Annotated in this window: 23 protein-coding genes; 3 read left to right on the forward strand and 20 right to left on the reverse strand. The window is 44.3% G+C overall.

All coding sequences use genetic code 11. From position 1 onward, the window contains the following. Nucleotides 1-80: 80 nt before the first annotated feature. The 16 genes from K6V26_RS10510 to K6V26_RS10585 all read right to left on the reverse strand — a co-directional run bounded on the left by K6V26_RS10510 (nt 81) and on the right by K6V26_RS10585 (nt 15,884). On the reverse strand, nt 81-1,649 hold the full coding sequence (locus K6V26_RS10510) for an Mfa1 family fimbria major subunit (protein ID WP_224265303.1): 1,569 nt from the start codon (nt 1,647-1,649) through the stop codon (nt 81-83). A gap of 38 nt (nt 1,650-1,687) precedes the next feature. Further along, complete coding sequence (locus tag K6V26_RS10515) at nt 1,688-2,698, reverse strand: DUF3868 domain-containing protein (RefSeq protein ID WP_224265304.1); 1,011 nt, start codon at nt 2,696-2,698, stop codon at nt 1,688-1,690. Between the two features lie 13 nt (nt 2,699-2,711). Then, nucleotides 2,712-3,290, reverse strand: coding sequence for a DUF3575 domain-containing protein (locus K6V26_RS10520; protein ID WP_010802994.1), 579 nt, complete (start codon nt 3,288-3,290; stop codon nt 2,712-2,714). Nucleotides 3,291-3,545: 255 nt separating this feature from the next. After that, the gene (locus tag K6V26_RS10525; RefSeq protein WP_007657030.1) at nt 3,546-3,833 is read right to left on the reverse strand and encodes an HU family DNA-binding protein; all 288 of its coding nucleotides are present in this window, start codon (nt 3,831-3,833) and stop codon (nt 3,546-3,548) included. A 39-nt stretch (nt 3,834-3,872) separates the two neighbouring features. Next, on the reverse strand, nt 3,873-4,601 hold the full coding sequence (locus K6V26_RS10530) for a tyrosine-protein phosphatase (RefSeq protein WP_007657032.1): 729 nt from the start codon (nt 4,599-4,601) through the stop codon (nt 3,873-3,875). Nucleotides 4,602-4,616: 15 nt separating this feature from the next. Then, a complete protein-coding gene (locus K6V26_RS10535; RefSeq protein ID WP_224265305.1) occupies nt 4,617-6,977 on the reverse strand; it encodes a GumC family protein in 2,361 nt (786 codons plus the stop codon). Nucleotides 6,978-6,988: 11 nt separating this feature from the next. Next, entirely contained in the window at nt 6,989-7,771 is a 783-nt protein-coding gene (locus tag K6V26_RS10540) for a polysaccharide biosynthesis/export family protein (protein WP_007657036.1), read from the reverse strand. Nucleotides 7,772-7,785: 14 nt separating this feature from the next. Next, on the reverse strand, nt 7,786-8,988 hold the full coding sequence (locus K6V26_RS10545) for a carboxypeptidase-like regulatory domain-containing protein (RefSeq protein WP_224265306.1): 1,203 nt from the start codon (nt 8,986-8,988) through the stop codon (nt 7,786-7,788). A gap of 111 nt (nt 8,989-9,099) precedes the next feature. Next, nucleotides 9,100-10,311 (reverse strand): YjbH domain-containing protein, encoded by a 1,212-nt coding sequence (locus K6V26_RS10550; RefSeq protein ID WP_224265307.1) that lies wholly within the window; start codon nt 10,309-10,311, stop codon nt 9,100-9,102. Then, nucleotides 10,308-11,042, reverse strand: a complete 735-nt coding sequence (locus K6V26_RS10555) for a YjbH domain-containing protein (protein WP_186959619.1) — start codon at nt 11,040-11,042, stop codon at nt 10,308-10,310. The genes K6V26_RS10550 and K6V26_RS10555 overlap by 4 nt, the downstream gene beginning before the upstream one ends. A 31-nt stretch (nt 11,043-11,073) precedes the next feature. Continuing rightward, nucleotides 11,074-12,522 (reverse strand): DNA primase, encoded by a 1,449-nt coding sequence (locus K6V26_RS10560; RefSeq protein WP_224265308.1) that lies wholly within the window; start codon nt 12,520-12,522, stop codon nt 11,074-11,076. Further along, nucleotides 12,509-13,909: a replicative DNA helicase gene (locus tag K6V26_RS10565; RefSeq protein WP_224265309.1), complete on the reverse strand. Its 1,401-nt coding sequence runs from the start codon at nt 13,907-13,909 to the stop codon at nt 12,509-12,511. The genes K6V26_RS10560 and K6V26_RS10565 overlap by 14 nt, the downstream gene beginning before the upstream one ends. 7 nt (nt 13,910-13,916) lie before the next feature. Further along, a complete protein-coding gene (locus K6V26_RS10570; RefSeq protein WP_224265310.1) occupies nt 13,917-14,444 on the reverse strand; it encodes a MarR family transcriptional regulator in 528 nt (175 codons plus the stop codon). A 337-nt stretch (nt 14,445-14,781) separates the two neighbouring features. Continuing rightward, a complete protein-coding gene (locus K6V26_RS10575) occupies nt 14,782-15,171 on the reverse strand; it encodes a hypothetical protein (RefSeq protein WP_224265311.1) in 390 nt (129 codons plus the stop codon). A gap of 175 nt (nt 15,172-15,346) precedes the next feature. After that, entirely contained in the window at nt 15,347-15,571 is a 225-nt protein-coding gene (locus tag K6V26_RS10580) for a DUF4248 domain-containing protein (RefSeq protein WP_007657044.1), read from the reverse strand. 148 nt (nt 15,572-15,719) lie between these two features. Further along, complete coding sequence (locus K6V26_RS10585) at nt 15,720-15,884, reverse strand: hypothetical protein (RefSeq protein ID WP_224265312.1); 165 nt, start codon at nt 15,882-15,884, stop codon at nt 15,720-15,722. Between the two features lie 493 nt (nt 15,885-16,377). On the opposite strand from K6V26_RS10585, the gene K6V26_RS10590 reads away from it, so the two are divergent. The 3 genes from K6V26_RS10590 to K6V26_RS10600 are packed head-to-tail and all read left to right on the forward strand — an operon-like array spanning nt 16,378 to nt 17,643. Beyond that, on the forward strand, nt 16,378-16,821 hold the full coding sequence (locus tag K6V26_RS10590) for an HU family DNA-binding protein (RefSeq protein ID WP_007657045.1): 444 nt from the start codon (nt 16,378-16,380) through the stop codon (nt 16,819-16,821). Nucleotides 16,822-16,830: 9 nt separating this feature from the next. Then, entirely contained in the window at nt 16,831-17,292 is a 462-nt protein-coding gene (locus tag K6V26_RS10595) for a glucosaminidase domain-containing protein (RefSeq protein WP_224265313.1), read from the forward strand. A gap of 33 nt (nt 17,293-17,325) precedes the next feature. After that, nucleotides 17,326-17,643 (forward strand): hypothetical protein, encoded by a 318-nt coding sequence (locus K6V26_RS10600; protein ID WP_224265314.1) that lies wholly within the window; start codon nt 17,326-17,328, stop codon nt 17,641-17,643. Between the two features lie 103 nt (nt 17,644-17,746). Here K6V26_RS10600 and K6V26_RS10605 read toward each other — a convergent pair whose 3' ends face one another. From K6V26_RS10605 to wecB, 4 genes are all read right to left on the reverse strand, one after another. Further along, the gene (locus K6V26_RS10605) at nt 17,747-18,535 is read right to left on the reverse strand and encodes a hypothetical protein (protein WP_052349849.1); all 789 of its coding nucleotides are present in this window, start codon (nt 18,533-18,535) and stop codon (nt 17,747-17,749) included. Next, nucleotides 18,525-19,643, reverse strand: a complete 1,119-nt coding sequence (locus K6V26_RS10610; RefSeq protein WP_046147187.1) for an AAA family ATPase — start codon at nt 19,641-19,643, stop codon at nt 18,525-18,527. The genes K6V26_RS10605 and K6V26_RS10610 overlap by 11 nt, the downstream gene beginning before the upstream one ends. Before the next feature lie 344 nt (nt 19,644-19,987). Beyond that, on the reverse strand, nt 19,988-21,229 hold the full coding sequence (locus K6V26_RS10615) for an ATP-binding protein (RefSeq protein ID WP_224265315.1): 1,242 nt from the start codon (nt 21,227-21,229) through the stop codon (nt 19,988-19,990). A 151-nt stretch (nt 21,230-21,380) separates the two neighbouring features. Further along, the gene (wecB, locus tag K6V26_RS10620) at nt 21,381-22,523 is read right to left on the reverse strand and encodes a non-hydrolyzing UDP-N-acetylglucosamine 2-epimerase (protein WP_224265316.1); all 1,143 of its coding nucleotides are present in this window, start codon (nt 22,521-22,523) and stop codon (nt 21,381-21,383) included. Nucleotides 22,524-22,534 lie beyond the last annotated feature (11 nt).

The raw sequence follows: 22,534 nt of genomic DNA on the forward strand, positions 1-22,534 counted from the left end.
CAAAAAAAGTCCCGGATATCCGGGACTTTTCGGTTTGTTTTGACGGGAAACAAATCGTTCTCCCGAAAAACGAAATATACTTATTTAAGGGTTGCGCCTCCGTCCCCACCCTGATTCCGGACGATCCAGGGTAAAACATTAAAATCCATTTTCAGATAAGCTTCGTATTCATCAGGTTTTTCCGGATCGATCTCCGGTGTTCCGGAACCAAGTCCGGAAATATTCGTCACCAGCAAACGGTAAATATTATTTCGTACTATCGCAAACTCCATAACTCCCATCTCGTTTTCCTTGTTATTATCCAGGTGCCTGATCCAATAATTATAATAGCAATAATAATTGTTACCTTCCGGATCTTTCCGATAACGTTTCACAAAGAACTTTGCCAGCTCTTCATCAGTCGAATCTTCCGTAATGCCATCCAGTTTAAGTCCGGCATCTTTCATCGCTTTAATACTGTTATAAAATTTATAGTTCGCATAATAAATAACATCAGGCCTTGCACTAGTTGCTTCTTTACCCTCTCCCCAAAGCGTACCGGGAACAAAGCTTGCCTTAAACCGTACCCCGGTCGAATAAGCATTCAACTGTGCCGTTTTAAACATGCAATTCTCCAGACAATAAAAACCGTGGAACGCATCAACCGGAACCGACTGCCAGCTTTCAGCCACAGAGGTCAATGGATAAGCATAATAACTATCCGGATTATCAAACCCTTTCGCCCCGTTTACCGTTTTCGAAAAGAAATAAGGGTCGATCACATAACCGTTATTCGCATTTATCTCTCCGAAATTTCCATTAGCAATAGTATAGGAAGAAGGAGCATTATTTGCTGTCAGCACCGCCGTATGACGAAACGTATAGAACCATCGGCTCAAATTGATATACTGGAATCCGGTCAGACTGATAGAAACATACTCTTTTCCATTTCCGTCAACCAGGCTGTAATCCTCTTTCGACTGCCCGACCAGAACTTTAGCCATCACACGTTCCAGATTGATAGTCACGATATCCGGTTCCTCCGACGGTAAAATCTCACGAACTGTCACTTTCAGATTTGAATCGGTCGTACCATCATACAAACCGCTGTTATCGGCACGGTTTGTCATCTGCAATGTGCCGTCTTCGGTCAAGACTCCGAAACCATCCTTATAAGTAGACCTATCCACCAAGTTTATAAACTCATTTTCCGTACTGAAAGAACCCGTAACATCTCCATTGGCAATCGTAAAGATATCATACGTACCCGGGTCTATCAACACCCGGTTGGCCGTATATTTCACCACATGCTCGTTTTGATTTCCGGACGAGCTATTTTCCGGTAATTGCGGACCGGCCGTACGTGTTATATTTTCCAGCCGAATCTTTTTATATAAAGCCTTCGTATCTGAATTAAACAGGTAGACATTAAGCGACTTCACATTATATTCGTTCGCATTTCCGGTTTCATAAATACCCGAAGTTTCGGCATCTCCGGCTTTAGTTGAAGAACTGTTGGGCACAACAAAAGCAAAACGAACATTTCCTTCTCCTCCATCCACAAAACCGGAATTATCTTCCGGCAAAACATCTGCATCATTAATACATCCGGCCAGCCCCAAAGCCAGGCATAACAGCCATACTGATTTTACAAAAAGTTTGTTTTTCATACGATAAAAGTATTTAGTAAATAATATTCCAGACTAACTCAATGACGTTTATTATTCTCAAAAAATAATGTCAGATTCATGCCGGCCTCTTCCGAGCCTTCCGCTTTTGCAGACTTCAGCAAACGGATACCCTCATACAAATTTCCGGTCATTAACTCATATACCCCCTTACAGTTCTTATAGGCCAACGTTTCATGGGGTGCCATTTGCAGATATTGTCCGGCAGCCTGCCAGTTTCCCTGTTCGATGGCTGCCGCTGCCGCATTCTGGTTGGCTACCGGATGAGCCGGATAAATCCTGACGCTTGTTTCGATCATCTTATAAAACTGTTCCCGTTCATTTTTATAGCTTAATGCAACCATATACAGCTCACGCAAAGAGAGCATCTGAGGGTTCATTTCAGCCACTACACGGGCTTCCTCCAGATTAAAATTCAGCTCTTTCTGATTACGTATATCCGTTGCATCGCTCTCTGGAGAAATATAAGATGCCTTTAATCCTGACAGGCCGGACACTGTCGACGAAGATACGGCTTCCTCCACAACAAGCGGTTTCCCGCTATCCGGAGACAAACCGGATTTCGTCAAACGAACCTCTTCCCTAACAATCTCCCCAGAATGAGTCAACCGGTTCATTTTCAAAAACAACTCAGGTTTACGCATCCAGTTCTCCGCAATAACAGAAGTAGTATAGACAATTTCACAAGGCTCTTTTTCCGACAGTTCCTTTACAAGAAAAAAGTCATCTCCTTTAATTCCTTTTCTCTTATTTAAAACCCGGTTCCGTTCATAAGTACGATGTCTTTTTTTACCATTTAATAAAACGGGAGGCAACTCTTTTTCCTGCCTGTTTTCTTTAATAACCGGAATAAGCGTCAGGACTTCATTCGATGCAAAATCATGTGCATTGACCATGTACTTTATCGACACCATTAACGAATCCCCTTCCACAAAACAGGATTGCGATTTTATCTCCACATCGATATTTTTTGCTGATAAGGAGTTGCTAATAAAAAATAAGCCCAATAACACGAGCAAATTGATTTTCATATTTATCGTTTTTTTATTGTATAAAGTAGACTAAAGAGAAACCTAACTGAGTCGGACCAACATAATTAGTATGCGCTTTTTCTATCAGAGATGCCCCCTCCTTCCGCCCGTACTTATCATAACTCAAATAAGCATATCCAAACGCAATACTGGCCTCCAGATTCCACAACGGACTTATCATCCATTGATATCCGTAGGAAACCCCGCCACCAACCAGATTTCCTTGAAAACGATAATCGGACAATATCCCTCCGACATTAAAACGAGCATAATGAGCCTGTATACCGACAAAACTTCCCTGAAAAACATCGCCAAACCATTTCCTGAGCTCCGGCTGTATAAGAAGATGCTTCATCTTTCTGTTATCAGCAAAAGTCCACGGATTATAACTTATAATCGAACTGATAGAATAGGTATCATTACATTTTATCTCCCCACCGATATTCAAAGATGACGTCAAATCATAGAGAACATTACTTTTCACTGCTATATTCTGACAATTCATTTTTTGCAATACACTAATAATCAAAACAATAAACAAAAGGCACTTAGGCTTATAAAACAATAAAATACCTTTATTGCAATAATTCATAATGTTACAAAAAGCAACTTTATAATTTCTTTTTTCTTGCATAACAAATATCATCGTAAATAATTAACACCATATATTCTCCACATTTTACATTTTCACAAAAAAATAATGACTAGAATAAAGGATCGTTTTTTTTAGTCATTGCTTTATAACCTTATGAATATTTCATAAAAAACTCCGTATTTCCCGGTATTATTTTTAGTTGAAACTGGGAAATACAGAGTTAAATATTGAACACGAATAAAACCTATACCGCTATTTTTCCTGATTATTCAGTTTACGGACCAAATCGTCTGCTGTCCGGAATTTTATGGTTGTTCTCGGAGCAAGCATAATTGGTTCCATTGTTTGCGGATTACGAACAGGGCGGGACTTCTGGAGCACGGGAGAAAAAACTCCAAGCCCTCCTATCCTCACCTTGTTCTCTGATTTTACTTCATTAAATACAGTATCGATAAATGTATTCAATACCTTTCGTACAGCACTTTGCGTGTACCCTGTCTGTTCTGCAATGGAGTATATCAACTCTCTTTTGTTCATCATATCTTTTACGATTTTTAATTGTTTGTTATGTTTAATCTGTTATTTCAAAAGCATTTCATTGTTATCTAATAATTTGCGTACCAACCGGACCTGTTCCCCAGACAAGCGTAAAGTCCTCAACCCTTTCTCATACTCACTTAGTTTATGAAAATCGGTACCGACATAATCATAATACCCTTCACGGAGCAAATGCTCCGCTACCTGCCGGACCTGTTTACCCTGTAAGCCGGCTAAAGAAAACAGGTTCAGTTGAAATCTATACCCTTTACTTTTCAAATAAGAATAGTCCTCCTGTTTCATATACCCATATCGCTCCGGATGAGCGATAACAGGCGTATAACCATCCAATGCCAGGTCGAACAGGATTGTCAGAAATTTGTCGTGAGCCGACAAACAGGAAGTCTCAACCAAGACCTGCCTGCCGGGAAGTGTAAATAACATTCCCTTCATATATGCCTCAAAACCATCGTCCAGCATATACTCGGCAGCCAGGTGTAACTCTATTTCCGGAGGACAACATTCCTTCAAAATAGCATACTTTGCACACAGGAGTTCCGGTGTATTATTAGGAAACTCCGCCATAATATGGGGAGTCAGAAATATCCGTTTCACACCGACTTCCTTCATTCTCTCTAATGCAGCGATCGAGTCCATCAACGACTCCGATCCACCGTCCACATTAGGAAGCAGATGCGCATGCACATCTGTCATTCCTTCAAGCAATGTGGTACGGATTATGTTTTTCTTTGAGCTAAACCAGGTCAGCATATTGGAAAATAGTTTTTATTTTTTCTTTTCGTTCCCGTAGCCATAACCATAGCCGTAACCGTATCCATAGCCATAACCGTAACCATAACCCGAACGATTATAGCGGACACCATTCAGCACCAGACTCATATTCCTGAATTTACCCTGCCTGTATAGCTTTTCCAGTTCAGGTAACTGCCGGCGGTCCATCAACCCGGCACGCAGGATATAAATGGTCAGGTCGGCTACACGGTTTACAATCGCTGCATCGGCCACCAAACCGGCAGGCACATTATCCAGAATGATATAATCATACCGTTTCTTCAACTCCTCGATCAAAGCTTCCAAACGGTCGCTCAATAAAAGCTCGGAAGGATTGGGAGGCACAGGGCCGGTATGGATAATATCCAGGTTTGTGGCAAGTTCCTCTTTTTTTATGATAGAGTTGATGTCATCCACTTTTCCGGATAAATAGTTTGTTATTCCCATGTTAGTGGTTCCACTAACATGGCCGCTAAGGGTACCCTTACGAATATCGAGATCGACCAGTATCACTTTTTTTCGGGTCAGGGCAAAACTCATGGCCAGATTCATCGATACAAATGTCTTTCCTGCATTCGGATTGAAAGAAGTAAACATCACCACTTTCATATCCTTCGCTTTCACACGCATGAAATCCATATTCGTACGGACAATACGGAACGCCTCCGAAATACTGTCGCGCCCATTTTCACGCACGACTATTTCATCTTTATTCTTCTTGTCACGCAAAGGAATCTCTCCCAGGAACGGGATCGATACGGCATCTTCCACATCCTTACGTGTACGCACAGTCGTATTCATGACCATCTGCAACCAGATGATACCTGCCGGAATAGCCAATCCCAACACTACTGCTGCCAATAAGATCATCATCGATTTCGGTGCCACCGGACTCCGGCTTCCCTGCGCCGCATCGATCACACGGGCATTACTTTCGGTAATCGCCTGCGACAAAGCATTCTCTTCCCGCTTATTCAACAAGTAGAGATACAACTCTTCCTTGATCTTCTGCTGACGTTCGACAGACAACACATATTTCTGTTGTGTCGGCACAGCCGAAATACGGCGGCTGGTCTGGGCTTCCCGTTCTCTGATATTCTTTATCTTGATATTCAGACCGACAATCAGGTTGTCGATAGCCCGGATAATCGTCTGCTTCATCGCACTAAGCGAATTATTCAGGTCCATCACCACCGGATTCTTGTTACTGCTATTACCTATCAGTTTATCACGTTTTAGCAACAAGTTGTTGTATTCGCTGATTTGCCCTTCTATATTCACATCGGCAATCCCGGTGTTGGCAGGTATCAGGTCCGAACTCTTATGAGGGTCTGTCAGGTAATCGCGTATATATTTCGCCAAAGTCACCTGATTCTCCAGTCCAAGTCCTTCTTTGCTATACTGGCTACTCTCCTGAAGGTACATTCCCGTTTCCGAACTGATGTCCGTCAGCTGGTTTTCCCGTTTATACGTTTCGATATCGGCATCCACACTACCCAACTCCTCTTCAATAATGATCAAACGGTCATTAATAAAGTTAGAGGTGTTCACCGTTACCTGGTTCTTATCGTTTATCGCGTCTTCGTTGTACACGGCAATCAACATATTCAGAACATCTTCGGCACGCGGTATGGATACGTCCTGCAACGTCAGGTTGATGATCGTCGCCGTCTTACTGGCCAACGCCACCTGAAGGGAATTGCTATAAGTCAAAGCGATCTCCTCCCTGTTCCGCTTACTTATAGTTACCGCCTTCCCGAAATATTTATCCGCATAATACAACGTAGGGGTCACCACCAGTTTACCCACCGGAGTAGAGACCGTATCGTTCAATGCCACTTTCAAGCTCTTAGCCTCATTCGTCGAGAAACCGGACAACAAAATCTCTCCGGCCGACAAAGGTGTCGCTACCAAGGAAAAAGACTGCGAAGCCTCCGCTTCCGGGAACCGTACGGCTATCGGCGATTGCGTATACAACTCTTCCGTCCGCAACCCGTCCTTTATCGTATAGCTGATATCCAGATTCAACCGTTCAGCCACTACCGACATCAGACGCTTCGACTTGAAGACCAACACTTCGTTGTCCACATTACTTTTTACATTGAACATATTCAGCTCTTCGAAAGCTGCCGACTCGCTGAGCCCTCCTCCCTTGCTATTGTCTTTTATCAGTACCGATGCCGTACGTGTATAGACTTTAGGAGCCCATTTCAGATACAGAACAGCTACTCCGGCACAAACCAGGACAGACAAAACGAACCAATACCAGTTGGCCAACACAATATGGAAAAGGTCACTCAGGTTCAGTTCGTTTTCTTCTCTTCGCAAGTTGATTGTTTCTTGTTCAGAATTCATTTGTAATCCGATTATTTAAAGATTAATACCGCAATCGTAGTCAGCAAGGAGATAACAGAAACCCAGACTCCGATCGAATTATTCTGGTTGATGCTGCTCTGACCCGATTTCGCTTTATTCGGTTCCACATAGACAATATCGTTCTGTTGCAGGTAGTAACAAGGAGAATTAAAAATATCCGCCGAACGCAAGTCATGGAACAGGATTGTACGTTTTCCGTTATTTTCGCGAATCACCCCTACCCGGTCACGACGTCCGTAGATTGTCAGGTCGCCTGCCATACTCAAAGCCTCCAACAATGTGATACGGTCGCCGGAGATAGTAAAGCTACCCGGACGTCCGACTTCGCCCATCACGGAAATCTTGAAGTTCAGGAACTGTACCGTCACAATCGGATCCTTAATCAAATCGCCTTCGATCAGCTTGTTTTTGATCAGTTCGGTCAACTGCATACGAGTCAGACCTTCCACATGGATTTCTCCCAGGATGGGAAAGTCGATGTTTCCGTTCGTATCCACCAGATACCCTAAAACACGTTGCTGTCCGCCAGTGTTAGAACCCAACTGATAACTTACCATCGGCATATTGAAAGGCAATGCCAGTTCCGGGTCGCGACTGTTCACCATAATAGCCAGCAAGTCGTCACCATGGATAATCACCTCATACTTTTGTTCGATCTCCTGTTGTTTCAACGGAACGACATCCTGCAAATAGATAATTTTTTTAGTCGATGTGCAGGCGGTAAAAAATACCGCCATACACACGACCAGATAGGCCACATACTTCTTAAACATAGTTACTTACAATATTAATTATGCTCAGGCTTCATGTTTCCCTGCTCTTTCTCGATGTTCTGCGATACCGCTCCATACTGTTCGACAACAATGCTTTCCACGCCACGGTTAGTCTTAACACGAATCGTATATCTTATTACCGCCTGCTTATAAGTGACAGTCATCTTCATGTCGCCACTTACCGCCATACTCTTTGACATTGCGATTTCGGAAACACCTTCACTAGCCAAAACATTCCTTAAAGCAGCCATCAGCATTGCTTCAACATCACCCGTCACTCCTTTACTTTTAGATACGACTTTCCAACCTTCTTTCGCCTTAACGGAAAAGTCTTTCGACACAGCCGTTGTTTTTCCAAGGTTGTCCACTTCTTCAGACAAGAGGGTTTCACTATTCGGTTCGGCCGACAAATCTGTAACCACTCTCAACTCGTGTACAGAAAAGCCATCCAACTGCAGGACATAAGATTTATCCGAATCATCATAAATAACTTCTGCATTATCCGTTCCGTTCACATAATGTTTCACTTCCGTGAAATAAACATCATTATCGGCTTCCAGCGCCTTTACCCTTATTTCCAATGGCTTTTCAAACTTGACACCGTCCGGTTGGCAATCAAAGCTAGATAACGCCAATGCAGAAGATGTTGTTTGCGGAGTAGAAGTCGACACCGCCTTATCGGCCACCTCTTTCAGCTTTTTATCAGCAGCCGGAACAAATGACGTGATTGCTATATCCGTTTCTTTTTCCACTGCGCCGGCAGGAACAAACGCTTCGGTATTTTGCGTAATAACCAGCAAAGCGTCTTTCTCCGGAGTTACTTTGACTGATTCAGCCTGCTTAGTCAGTATCTGCGAGTAAAATACGGTGGCACCTTTTTCTGCTTTGCTATCCACTGTCACTTCATTTTTAATCGTGATGTATCCGTCTTTGGCAAAGCTCAGTTCAAAAGAACCTTTCTTATCCACCTCGATTTGGTAAGCACCTGAAGCATCCGTTTTTGCCGACACCTTTCCGGCAGATACGGAAACATCCGCCAACGCATTCGTTCCGTCCGTTACCTTACCGGTTATAAAATAGGCTTCTTTTTCCAATGGGTTTTCTACTACTTCGGGAACCGGTTCCACTTCATCTTTTTTACATGAGTTGAAGGACAATCCCCCCACCATCAACGTTGCAGCCAACAGGCTCAACGACCAGAAATTAGTTGTTTTCATACTAAAAATGAATTAATTAATATTTATTATTTGTTGATAATATGTTTATAGAAAAGCTGTTATTTCAATTCTTATCAGGTTTGAACTATCCGATTATTTCTATACAGGAAATTATTTTGTAACAATTCTCAGAATCTCCTTCTTTATAAAATCCGGAGCATCATATCCCCGGCTGCCGTTTTCATCGGGGCGGACTTCGTAGCTGTAACCTAACAACTCGTCGCCATACGAACCGCCATGACGGGCCCTGTATTCATGGGCAAAATATTCAGGTAACCGGAAACGGACGGCTCTGCGTTTCCCCCGCTTCGTTCCCGGAATCGGGAGAGCAAAATGGAAACCACCATTCATCTCACCATCGGTAAACAGGCCATATACCCCGACCGTCACCTCACCGAAATGACGACGGCAATCCAGCCGAACTCCCATATCGCCATACACCAGCCGCACGGCCGCCAGGTCTATCTGCAAACCATAATGCGGTTCGTTATACCGTCCCCAGACGGAACCCGACACCCTTCTCCAGGTCGACACCACCCATTCCCCGCCATAGCAGGTACTCGACCCGGTCAGTCCGACATTCGCACCCACCAACCACCGTCCCCGGGCCGGTTGATAACGGAGGGCGGCATCCACTCCCATCCGGTTCCCCGTAAAGTTTCCGGCCGTAAGCCGTCCCAACACACCACCCGGCAGACGAAATTCCTGCCGCAGCGTAATCACTCCCGGACGTATATATTTGCGGAAATCAGTCATATTCGTATAAACCGGCAACACGACCTGCCCTGTCAGCACCGCCCCTTTCCAAAGGTCCATCTGGATAGCCGGAGAAAAATTGACCGCTACCCCATATAATTTATCGAGCCATGAATTCTGTAAGAACAGCTCCGGATACAACACCACATCTATCCGTCCCGCCATCCGGTTCCGGCTCTCCTTCCCTTTCAAGCGGCGCATCGCCTCGTCCGTATCATAGCTCACCTCCAATGCCGCCGTCTGCCGGGGCAATGTCAACAGCAATCGCGGTATACGGTCGTCCAACACCACCAGCTCATACGCTGCTGCCTGTTCCGTCTCCGGCAGGCTGCGCAAGGCTTCAATCACAGCCGCCAATCCGCGATACGTCCCCCGGTATATATTATCTTCATAGGCTATCGTACAAACCGAATCGGTCTGTGCCACCCGTATCTCTTCCATGCCGAGCGAAAGCAAAGTTTGTTCAGCCGCTTCTACAACCTGCCTTCCCGCCGGTTGTTGCCCCAGCAACCCTGTAACCATTCCCCAGGTCATCAGGCAAACCATTCCCAAACGATTCCCTCTCATTGACGGCCTCCTTTCTTTTTGAGCAATACCAGTTCATACCGTATCCCGCCCGACACCGCTTTCAGGTCGTAACAAAACAGGTGTACCGTAAAATGATTGAAAAGACGCACGCTACCGCCCATATTCACCGCATTGCCGTCGTACTCCGCCATCAACGAAAGCGGACGGCAGAAGGCGGGCGAATAACTCATCCCTCCAAAGACTCCGTCACGAACAGCATGCTTACGGAACGGGATATTCCATCCGAATGTAAACGCCAGGTCATGACCGCCAGACTGAAAATGCTTTGTCGCTCCCCCATACACCGACGAGAAATAACGATTGCCGGTCTCCCCGCTAAACGTATTCAGTTGCCCGGTCGTCAGTGCGTCACTACTCCCCACGACCACCGACGGCCAATATCGTCCTTCTTTCAACGGACGTATCCTGAGCGACACCGAACGGTCCTGATTCCATTTACCCGTTTTAAGTTTCATCAACGTACAGCGATAACCGACCTCCAGGCAAGGCAGAAAAGTCACATTCAGGAAATAATTCCCGGAATTATAATCCCAGAAATCAGGAAGCATCTGCTCCGGCAGATAATTCGCCCCCACCATAAACGTTCCGTCTACCTGCATATCTGCCGTCGGAATATTCAATAACCCCGTCACCCCCATCGAGTGTTGAGCGTATAAGGATGAGCCGCCCAGCAAAAAGCCCGCAGCCAAAACAAATAGAAAACATTTCATTTATTCGGATATTATAAGAAACTGTTCATTATCAAACCGCCCCCGGCCTGTCCAGCCACACCGAAACGTGGCGCAGTTGTTCCCGGCGTTCCGCCAGCTTTATAACCAGTTCGTACTGCAACTCTTCATGGTCTTCCTGCACTACCTGACGGACCAGCCGGGAGATCAGCCGGAGCAAACGAGCTTCGCTATACAGGAATAGCAGATAAGGCAGATATACATCGGACGATAACAGTTCCAGATCAGCCTGTAATTGCGTATCATATTCCCGATGCAGCTCAGCAACAACACATTGAAGCGGGGCCGACAACCCATTCTCCGTTCCTGCCTCCTGCAGATGTTCGAAAATACGCTGATGATCCGCATCTTCAAACCAGAGATCATCCGTCTCCAGGGCCGAAGCCACCAGGTCGATAAACAAGTACTCCGCCCCTCTCAAACGAAAAGTAACCTCCGGATACAACAGGCAAACCGTCAGCAAGGCGCACTCCGACGAATGCGGCCTGTTCTGCAACCGCCCGATCATCCGCGCAAACTCTTCCCTGCCTAACCGACGGAATAAAGAATCCGGATCTCCCCCGCCAGGAATCAACGCCGAATCGGCATCCATCCCCGCTTCCCGCAAGCGCAACACCGCTTTCTTCGAAGCTGCCTGCCCCGCCTCGTCACCGTCGAGCAACAAACAGGCACGGTTGGTATATTTCTTCAGCAAAGCAATATGGCTGTCGGTCAAAGCCGTCCCGCACAAAGCCACCGTATTGACAAACCCGGCAGCATGCATCGCAATCGCATCTTTATATCCTTCGGTAATATACACATAATCTTCTTTCCGTATCACCGCCACCGCACGGTTGAGTCCGTACAAGGTAGCCCCTTTGTCATACCCGTCGGCTGCCGACGAGTTGATATATTTCGGAACCGAAGTATCTTCGTCACACAACCGGCGTGCTCCCATCCCGACCAGTTTTCCATACTCGTCGCGCACCGGAAAAATAATCCGGTTGCGCATCACCTTCCATTCGGCAGGCACCTGCACAGGCGACATGCCCACTTCAAAATCCAGATAAGCAGCCGAAAGCTCCGAACACCCGCAGGCATAAGGCAACAACAGTTTCATAAAAGCCGCAAAATCCTTTGCAGACTGTTTCGCCTGTCGTTTGATAGCCAGCCGCCCTGTACCGGGCATCACGAAATCCGGCTTACCCTCAGCAAATCTGCCTGCCGCCAGTTTCCTGACCGCGTCACTCAACGTACAATGTTCCATCTTCCTGACAAACTCGAATACATCCCCATGTTCCCCGCAGGCAAAACAGGAATAAGTTTGTTTTTCGGGATTCACCATCAACGACGGATGGTGGTCCGGATGAAACGGACACAGCCCGACATAATTCTTCCCCTTAGGCTCCAAATGCTGATAACCGCCGATCACCTCCTCGATACGAACAGATGATTTTATTTGTTGAAAATCATTCTTCTTCATAACGCATCCGGTTGTCATAGTTAGTAATACGGGTAAATGACTTATTGTAACGGAAACGGGCAATCCCGGTCGATCCGTTTCGTGTTTTCAGTATATATAATTTTCCTACGCCCCGCAGGCTCTCCCCTGTCGTCTCGTCCTTGAAAATACCGTAACGTTCGGGACGGTGAACGAAAAAGACACAATCCGCCACCTGTTCGATCACACCCGAATCACGCAGATCATGCAATTCAGGGACATACGCCTTTTCGACACGTTGTACACTATTACGGTTCATCTGCGACAAGACCAGCACCGGACAATTGGCATCGACCGCCACCTGTTTCGCTCCTTCTATATTACGGCCCACCAACTGGTCCATCGTCTCCCCGGCACGCCCTTTGCGTTCCATCAGATGCAGATAATCGATCACTACCAGGTCACACAGCCCCTTCTTCTTCTGTAACATCACCTGGGCACGGATATTCTCTATGCTATTGCCCGGCGTATGGTCGAAAAAGAGCGGCAGGTCTTCAAACTTTCCCGCCAGCCGTTCCATACGTTCCAGTTCAGCCGTCGTCAGTCCCTCGATACGTAAATGATCAGCATCCACACTAGCATAACCGGCAAAAAGACGGTTCATCGTCTGCATAGCTGTCATCTCCAGGCTGAAAAAACAGACCGCTTTTCCCGAAAGCGCTACATTCATGGCAATATGCATGGCGACAGCCGTTTTTCCGTCGCTCGGACGTCCGCCTTCCACCAACAGTTCACCGTTGTAAAGTCCGCCCGTCACGTAATCGAACTCTTCGATTCCCGACAGGATACGCATTCTGTCATTCCCCGTGTTCAACCGTTCACGATGCATCTGAAGCACCTCGTTGGCCGTACATCCGATACGTTCGAGCGGTTTGCCCACCGTGCATCTCCCACGCAGTTCGAGCAACGACCGCTCCGCCTCTTCTATCAACAGTGTGTAAGAAGACTCGAACCCGGCCGCCTTTGCGCCCAGCGTCACAAAAAGGATGTTCAACAGGCGGAGCATATACTGTCTTTTCACCTCTTCCACATAATAAGGCAAACCCGAAATATGGCGTATGCATCCTACCAACGAAGCCATTCGTTTAATACCGCCCCATTCCTTCCAACGTTTCTCGTCGGTCTTACGCATTTCGGTATCGACCGTGATCATATCCACCGTTTCCCCCTTGTCGTAAAGATTGCTGACTGCCTGATAGATAAATGCCAGGTCCGGACGGCTGAACATCTCCGGTTTCAAGACGGGAAAGGTGCCCACTATCGCTCCGGCATCGAGCAGCAAGGCGCTGATAACGGCTTCTTCCACCTGTTCCACACTGATGTTGTTTTCTCCTGCGAATATTTTATTTTCGATATTCTCTGTTGCCATGGTCGATTCAGTTAACGTTTTTATTTGGATATTGCTTGCTTCTTCCCCCTATCTTGGCCTCAGCCTCCGACAGGCGTGCTGCGGCATCTTCCGCCTGTTTCGCTTCGTTCGTCCGACTGGTTTTAGCAGTGTCACGCAACTTGTATTCCTTCTCCGAAGCAAAACAGAATTTATCGTATCCGTTTATGCGGATAACAGAGCCGCCCGGTACCCGGACTATCTCTACCAGTTTTCTCTTCTCCAGTTTTTCAAGCAAGCGGCTGATCGAGCCGAAAGGTATTCCTGACAATCGCGACAGCTCACGATACGTGCCTACATACTCCCCTCTGTAACTCATTACCTGGTTATTTCCCAATTTCACCACCCTGTCATCGAAGTTGCATGAAATAAACAAAACCAAATGCAACCTGGCTAACATTTTTTCTTCTTTCTCCAAACTCAATACCCTAGCATATAAGACTCTGGGTACTTTTACGAATGAATGCCCCATATATTCGAGAGCCACCCGTTCATGTTCTTTGTTTTCTTGTCTCATGTGTATTACTTTAACGTGTAACATCTGAAACGCAATTTGAAACACTTTTAAAACGCTACTCATCCGGTTAACAAATAGATTTAAGCTTTTTCGAAACGCTTTTGAGACGCATTACCCTATTTTCTATATATATTAAAGAACTTCTTAAAAGAACATATAAAAAATAAACATTGATTTTCAACTTGCATTACGAAGACAAAAGTAGACGGTTCGGAAACGGATGGCAACCCGCTTTTTTCCGCATTTTATTTCTTTAGAAGGCTTTCTGACAACAGGTTATAAAATTAAAATACGTATTTTTGTGTAAATACAGTTTGTTAAACTAGTATAATCTATACTACGAATGACTCAAATGTGAACTGAGGTATTCTTTCGTACAATTCATTTCAAAAATAGTGAGCAGGGCGGCGGCCAATCTCCCGTAAGAGATATCTCCGAGTAAACCGGCTTCTCTCATTTCGAGAAACAGTTCTATCACTTTCGTCTTTCCCTTTTCATCCAATGGAATTTTTTCAAAAGCCTCGACCAGATTCGTGTATCCGAGTTGATGCAGGATCAATTCTTTATTGTTTTCGAAAAACTGCGTTCGCAGACTATCCCAACGACTCGTGCTTTTCGTGTCATTGCATGTCAGGACAGGGATGAGCATTAATATCAGACCGATTTTATCATCGTTCTTTTCGATTACTTCCTCCAGGTACGTATACGCAAGGTTTCTACCTGTCAAAGCGCCGATTCTTTTTTTACGATCTTGATCAGATCGATATGTTTTTTATGTAATAAATCCATATGGCAATTGTATTATGCTGTCAGAAAGCCTCTTTTAATTGTCAATTTCCTAACTATATAATCGCATACGGATAATTATGTAATCCGCCATGCATAACTATCTGTTTTCTCACTTACGGTTCGCCCAGGAAACGGACGATAACCTGCACCTGTATGGGTGTCAGAATCTTTTTCCCTTTCTTCCATCCGCACCGTTCCAGTTCGTCTGTCAACGAAGGGTTGACCTGTACCCATTTGCTTAATCTTTTGGTAGACGATTCGGGTGTCAGTCCCTCTCCATACAGCAATGCCAACTCCTGCCAACCATACGATCTGATCTTGAATTTTCCTTCTTCCATATTTCCTCCTCCGTTGTTTTACATGCCTTGAAGTTACAAAATAAAAACGACATAATCGCCATGATTCTCAATTATTTCAAGAGATTCAATCATATTCATCTGCGTCCCTTAATACAGACATTGAGCATTGCGAATAGATCAATTATTATCAAAAGTGAATGTTACTTTTCTCTTGATAGAAAAGTAACCAAAAGATCAAGGCTGCATCTGCTTCGCTACTCAGCATCCTGCGTTCGCTGTCGTCTGTGAACTCGCTACGCTCAAACAGCACAGCCTCCGGGCGCTCACTACGGATGCTTCGCTTTACGCTCACCAGATGAGGCCTTTCATAGAACGCTTTGCGTTCTCTTAAGATTGCCGATACTACCTGTTAAATCCGCAAGTTTTTGTTCTATAAGTACCGGTATCGGCCATCCTAAGAGGAAGCACAGCTTCCTTGAAAAGGCCTAAGCGGGTGAACGTCCGCGTAGGGGGGAGACGAAGCGGTTAAAAAAATCCGTTGTCTGAGCGAAGCGAGTTTCGGATTTTTCAGCGAAGTCTTTCACCAGAGCAGTGAAGCCGGTTAAGCCTTGATCTTTTGACTACTTTTCCATCAAGGGAAAAGTAGGTTCAAATATTTCTAATACTGAACTGAAAATAAGAACAAATATTCATCGATCTTCCCGTTGAAGGATAGATAGGAATTTGCGTTTTTCGGCTGATGTACCTTTGTATTGTTATCGATAACCAACCAGTTAATCGTCAATAGCTTTCGGAGTATTTCCATTGGCATATTGGCACATTGTCAAATTAAAAAATTATTTCCCATGGCTTTAAAGTATCATTTAGTACAGCGTCTTGACAAGAGTAAAGATGCTGCTGCCGGTTCAAAGCTGTATTACGGCCAGATCCGTGCCCAACAGAAACTGGAGTTTAACAAACTCTGCGAAATCATTGCTTCTTATTCTACGGCTTCACGCGGTGATGTCATGTTAGTAATCGACGGTTTGTTATACGTTATGCGCCAACATCTGGAAAACGGCGAAGTGGTCCAGGTGGGCGATTTCGGTAACTTCCGTATGCTGGCTGGCAGCAAGGGGACAGCGGTTGCCGATGATTTCACCACGAGTCTGTTCAAAAAGGGTCGTATCGTTTTCACACCGGGTCCCATGCTGAAAGAAGTCACAGCGAAACCGAAGTTTGAGAAAATTGTACCGATCACCTCTTCCGGCAACAGTGGCTCGGGGAGTGACCGTCCTGAAATCGAGTAATAACGCACCATGAAAAAGCAAGATTTCATCAAACAGTATTTGCCTCTCGCCCAAAAGGCGGGAGTGCAATTCGGAATGAACCCGGTCATCATCCTGGCCCAGTCCGCCATCGAAACCGGCTGGGGCGAAAGTACACTTTGCAAGGAGCATAACAACTTTTTCGGCATCACGGCTTACGGTCATCCCAACCCTTTCTGGAAAGGCGACCGCACCGACCTGTCTGTCGTCACCGGCCGTCCGACCTTATGGTTCCGCCGGTACGCTTCACCGGAAGACAGTTTCCTCGACTTCGCCCGCCTGATCCACTCGGCCTATCCTGTGGCAGCGACTCTCACCTTCCACCCTGCGGCTTACGCCAAAGAGATTGCCTACAGCAAATACATCAGTGAAGTGAACGGTGACAACCGTGCCGCTTACCAGCGTATGCTAGTGTCGATCTGCCGGTCGATAGAGCGGTTATCGGTCAATTAATTTTCAATTTTCAATTTATAATTTTCAATTCCCATGAATGTCCTTGAAACAATTCTCAACTTCCTCACCAGCCTTGCCCGGATCATCTTTCCCCGCAAGCGAAAACCGGCAGCCGGTGACTGCCCCTGTCCTCATCCTCTGCCTGCTCCTGCTGAGCCTCCTCTCCCTCCTGATGCGGGAGACGGAAGTGACCCTGACCTGCATCGGAGCGATACTCTCGCTCTCGGACAGGGGGACTGGGGAACCCGGCAAGAAAACCTCCCTCCCGGAGCCGACTGGCTCGGAATGTCCGGATATAGCCTGATGCTGATGGGCGGGGTTGGGTGTTTGTATAAATGGTTTATTGCGTAAGCGATCCTTCCCTTTTGAGGGAAACAGGGGGTGTGTCGAGGGATGCACTCCCTTTCTATTTCATAAGAACCTGTTTAAATTTTGCTCAAATCAGTTTGAATAATCATGTTAACCTGCGGATAATTTCTTTACATCCAAAATAATCAAACACGAAAAGAGGAAATGCACTCAACACCGCAACTTTGGGACACGGTTGTCCGATATATTTTTCTATTTGTTTCTCAAAGATCACAAATTGTGACACCAACTCTTCCGGTAAAGAATAAGAATCATTGACCACATAATTCATCTTAAAAAGATGCGCCTTTATAAGGGTATTCCAACACTCTGAATTATATTGATGAATATTCGACATTTTAGGACATTCATTACCTACCCGCGTTTTATAATGAGGTTCACTCAAACAGGTAGCCACCTCCTTACAATCTTCTTGATTAGGGCAATTCCTTCCTTTGCATTTTACACACAAGTCCCTAAAACTGTCATGATCCTTAAAATGCCTGATGGCCTCCACCATTGGATAGCTAATATAGAGCTTACCTTGTTCTGTCTCGTTATCAAAGTAAGTCAACATTTCTTTTATCTTTTCATCGCCTGGCTTCCCTTTGTTAGCTGTAGCATGACCATCATAATCAAAGAATAAATGAATTTCCGAAAAATCATCTCTATTATAATCTTCAAGCACCTTGGCATTCTGTTCATTCAATGCTTTAATATAGCTAAACATATCCAAATATTCATCTGTAACAAAAGTAGCATATAGCTGATAAATATCTGCAGCAAAAGCGCACTTGATTATTTTTTCATCCTTAAAAACGGATTTTTCCAGACTTTCAGCAATCACCTTCTCAGCCCTTTCTCCTTCAAAGACAAACAAAATATTAGTCGACATTGAATGCTCCTGCTTTATACATTTTCTCAATATTGTGTGCTTCTCTCAATTCTTTATCTGTGCTATTCGACAAAGATTTGATTTTCTTCTTATTCATCAAGAAATAGCAATCCGGACGTAATAAGTCGTTAGAAAGGATAGACGTATTATGAGTAGTCAAAATAAACTGAACCCCTATTTCTTTCAAAGTTTCCACTATCATCTTAGATAGATCATGATGATAAAAAGCATCAAATTCATCTATGAATAAAAAAGACACTTCATTTTTTCGTATTCGCTGATACCAACAGTAAAAAAGAGTAAGTGCACTTGTTCCTGTTGACATAATCTCAGTCATCAACAACTTCTTCCCATTAAAATCAAATGCCAAATCTTTTCTATCCAATGATTCTACTACAGAAAGCTTGCAATTAATATTTGCCTTATTTAGGAAAAGCTCAAAATCCTCAACATTCCCCCATTCGATAATATCTTCCGTCAACGATCTCTTTCCGGTATCCTGTAATCCCATATAGGTCCGATCTTCCAACGAACGAAAAAACAACATATGTTCTACAAAGGAGAAAAAGGCTTTAAATATATTGTTTTGTTCATTTTCCTCCAGTACTGTATTGTTTTTAATATACTTCAAAACAGATAATTGAGGATCATTAATCATAGTTTTCAGACTTTCTGCACCTTTCAGCCAAACAGAGAAGTTAGTATTCCCGTTTGTTCTATCAAATGACACCAGGACTGTATCATCTATTGAAAACTCCTCATAAACCAAAACCTTATAATCACTCTTTTTATAAGTATACTTTACAACCTTATTATCAATAAGAAATTCGTAATAAAAATCAACCGTAGGCGAGGTACTATAAGCATTTACATAATTTCTATATCTACGCTCTTCTCTTCTTTGATCAGTCAAATGTTCAATAATATCAAAAATAGCTAATCCCAAATTTGATTTCCCCATGCCGTTATGCCCATAAATAAGCGCAGCATTCACTATTCCATTTTTCACACATTGTGAATTAAATGAATAACCATTCGTTTCCGAAAGATCAAATTCAAAATCATTTTGGAAACATTTAAAATTAGAAACACTAAATTTCCTAAGCATAGATATTATTTCGTTAGTTCACAACAAATATATAAGAAAGAACAACTACTGTAATTTTTTTACGGCTGTTTTTATTCTTTTTTATATAATCATGATATAAAGATTTGCTCACACCGTTCACATAACAAGGGTTATTTTTATATACCGGCTAAATGCATCGGTTTCCATAACCTGAACCTCCTCTCCCTCCTGATGCGGGAGACGGAAGTGACCCTGACCTGTATCGGGGCGATACTCTCGCTCTCGGACAGGGAGACTGGGGAAAACAACCTCCTGCCAACGACTGGCTCGGATTATCCGGATACAGTCTGATGCTGATCGGCGGAGCAGGGACTTTGTTTTATCTATACTTTTATCCTGTCAGCCAGTATTCCCGGCATCAGACGGGTTTCTTTATAGGTTTCGTCCATATTGATATTGGCAATGTAGCGACCGGACATATTTTCTTCGTCGGCCAGATTACTTAAAGCCGGAATAGAGACTGGATTAACTAATCTCTTAAACTTACATTCTACGGCTATTTTATGACCCGAATTGTCCACTACAAAATCCACCTCCGTACCTGCCTGTGTCCGGTAAAACCGGATAATTCCCGAAGCTGGCTTATTCCGCCACAGTTCCAACAAAACAAAGTTTTCGAACAATGCGCCATTATCCGTCCGGAAATTAATATCATTAAAACTATTATAAATCATATTTCTCAGACCAATGTCACAAAAATAAACTTTGTTCATTTTGCCTATCACTTTTCTTTTATTGGTAAAATGCGGCTCAATCAATTTGATTATATACATCTGTTGCAACAAATAAATATACTCCTCACATTTACCATAAGGCAATCCGCTCTCACGACTCAGTTCATTCACATTTACCAGATTACCAATTTGAACAGCCAACAAGCGAAGCAACCGGTTAAAACCTACAAAATGTTCATTCGCAATGTAAGTGCGCACATCATGCAACAGATAGGTCTGATAAATATCATTCAGCATCGCAATCTTCTCTTCCGGTTCGGAGGTCAACGCCACCCTGGGAAGTCCTCCATAAACGAGATACTCTTCCAGAGCCTGTTGTAAAGGTCGTACCAATGCATCATCCCGCCCGTCCGTAACAGTCTGCTGCAAACGCCACAGACGTTCATCCTTAAACTGAAGATACTCTGAAAACGAAAGTGACAGAACCTCAATCACCCTTACCCTTCCGGCCAGCGATTCCTCTATTTGTTGCAAAATATCCAGACTTGAACTTCCGGAACAGAGGATACGCAATCCTTCATATTTATCCGTCAACAGTTTCAGCATGGTAGAGATCCCCTGAATAAACTGAAATTCATCAATCATCAACAATCCCTTCATTTCGGGATTCAGATAAATCTTCAGGTACTGTTCAATAGTACTAAATAATTGAAAACGTGCCGCCACCTCTACATCCTGTCCATTGAGAAACAAGGTTTCTTCACCAGGTTTCACCGGCAGACTTTTCATAATCGATGTCTTTCCCACCTGTCGTGCTCCAATCAATACCACAATCGGAGTTAGCTTGAAAGCTCCTTGTATCCTATCTAAATAGCTTTTTCTTTCTATCATATCTTAGTTCTTTATAGATAGAACAAAGATAGTTTTTTTTTATTATACCCAAAAATCCCCAAGGAATTTTAGATAGATTGTAAAAAAAACATCAACTTTCTCGCCTGTCTTTACCAAGTTCATCTCACTTCGCAGCATAGGAGCGATAGAATCAATATTTTTTCCAAACCATTTTATTAACGATTCCGGTATAGCTTTGTATCAGCTTGACTACCTTCACCGAAACATTCTCATCCACGTAGTTGGGAACAGGGATTCCACAAGCACCGTCCTTATTCATTTCGACAGCCACATCCACCGCCTGCAACACCTGCTCGGTCGTAATACCCGCCAGAATGAAGTTACCTTTGTCCAATGCTTCCGGACGTTCCGTACTGGTACGGATACATACCGCCGGAATCGGATTGCCGACAGACAGGAAGAAACTGCTTTCTTCGGGAAGCGTACCCGAATCGGATACCACTGCAAAGGCATTCATCTGAAGATGATTGTAATCGTGAAACCCCAGCGGTTCATGCTGTATCACACGCGGATCGAATTTGAAACCACGTTGTTCGATATATTTCCTGGAACGGGGATGGCAGGAATAAAGAATGGGCATATCATATTTTTCTGCCATCGCATTTACCGCATTCATCAGATTGAAGAAGTTTGCTTCCGTATCGATATTCTCTTCCCTATGGGCAGACAATAAGATATACTTTCCTCTCTTCAATCCCAGACGTTCCAGTACATCACTTGCTTTGATCTGTTCCAGGTTATTATGTAATACCTCTGCCATCGGCGAACCGACTACATAAGTACGTTCTTTCGGTGTACCGGCAGCATTCAGATACCGGCGCGCATGTTCCGAATAACACATATTGACATCGGCTGTCACATCCACGATACGGCGGTTGGTTTCTTCCGGCAGACATTCGTCGAAACAACGGTTGCCCGCCTCCATATGAAAAATAGGAATATGCAAACGCTTCGCACCGATAACAGACAGGCAGGAGTTCGTATCTCCCAACACCAGCACGGCATCAGGTTTCACCTCCGCCATCAGTTTATACGATTTGGCAATGATATTCCCAATCGTTTCTCCCAGATCCGCACCTACGGCGTCCAGATAATAGTTAGGAGCACGAAGTCCCAAATCATCAAAGAATACCTGGTTCAGTGTATAATCGTAATTCTGTCCGGTATGGACCAAGATTTGATCGAAGTACTGATCGCATCGTTTAATAACAGCAGCCAAACGGATGATTTCCGGACGGGTACCGATGATGGTCATTAATTTCAGTTTATTCATGTTTCTTTTTT

This window comes from Parabacteroides goldsteinii (assembly GCF_020091425.1).
GTDB lineage: Bacteria > Bacteroidota > Bacteroidia > Bacteroidales > Tannerellaceae > Parabacteroides > Parabacteroides goldsteinii.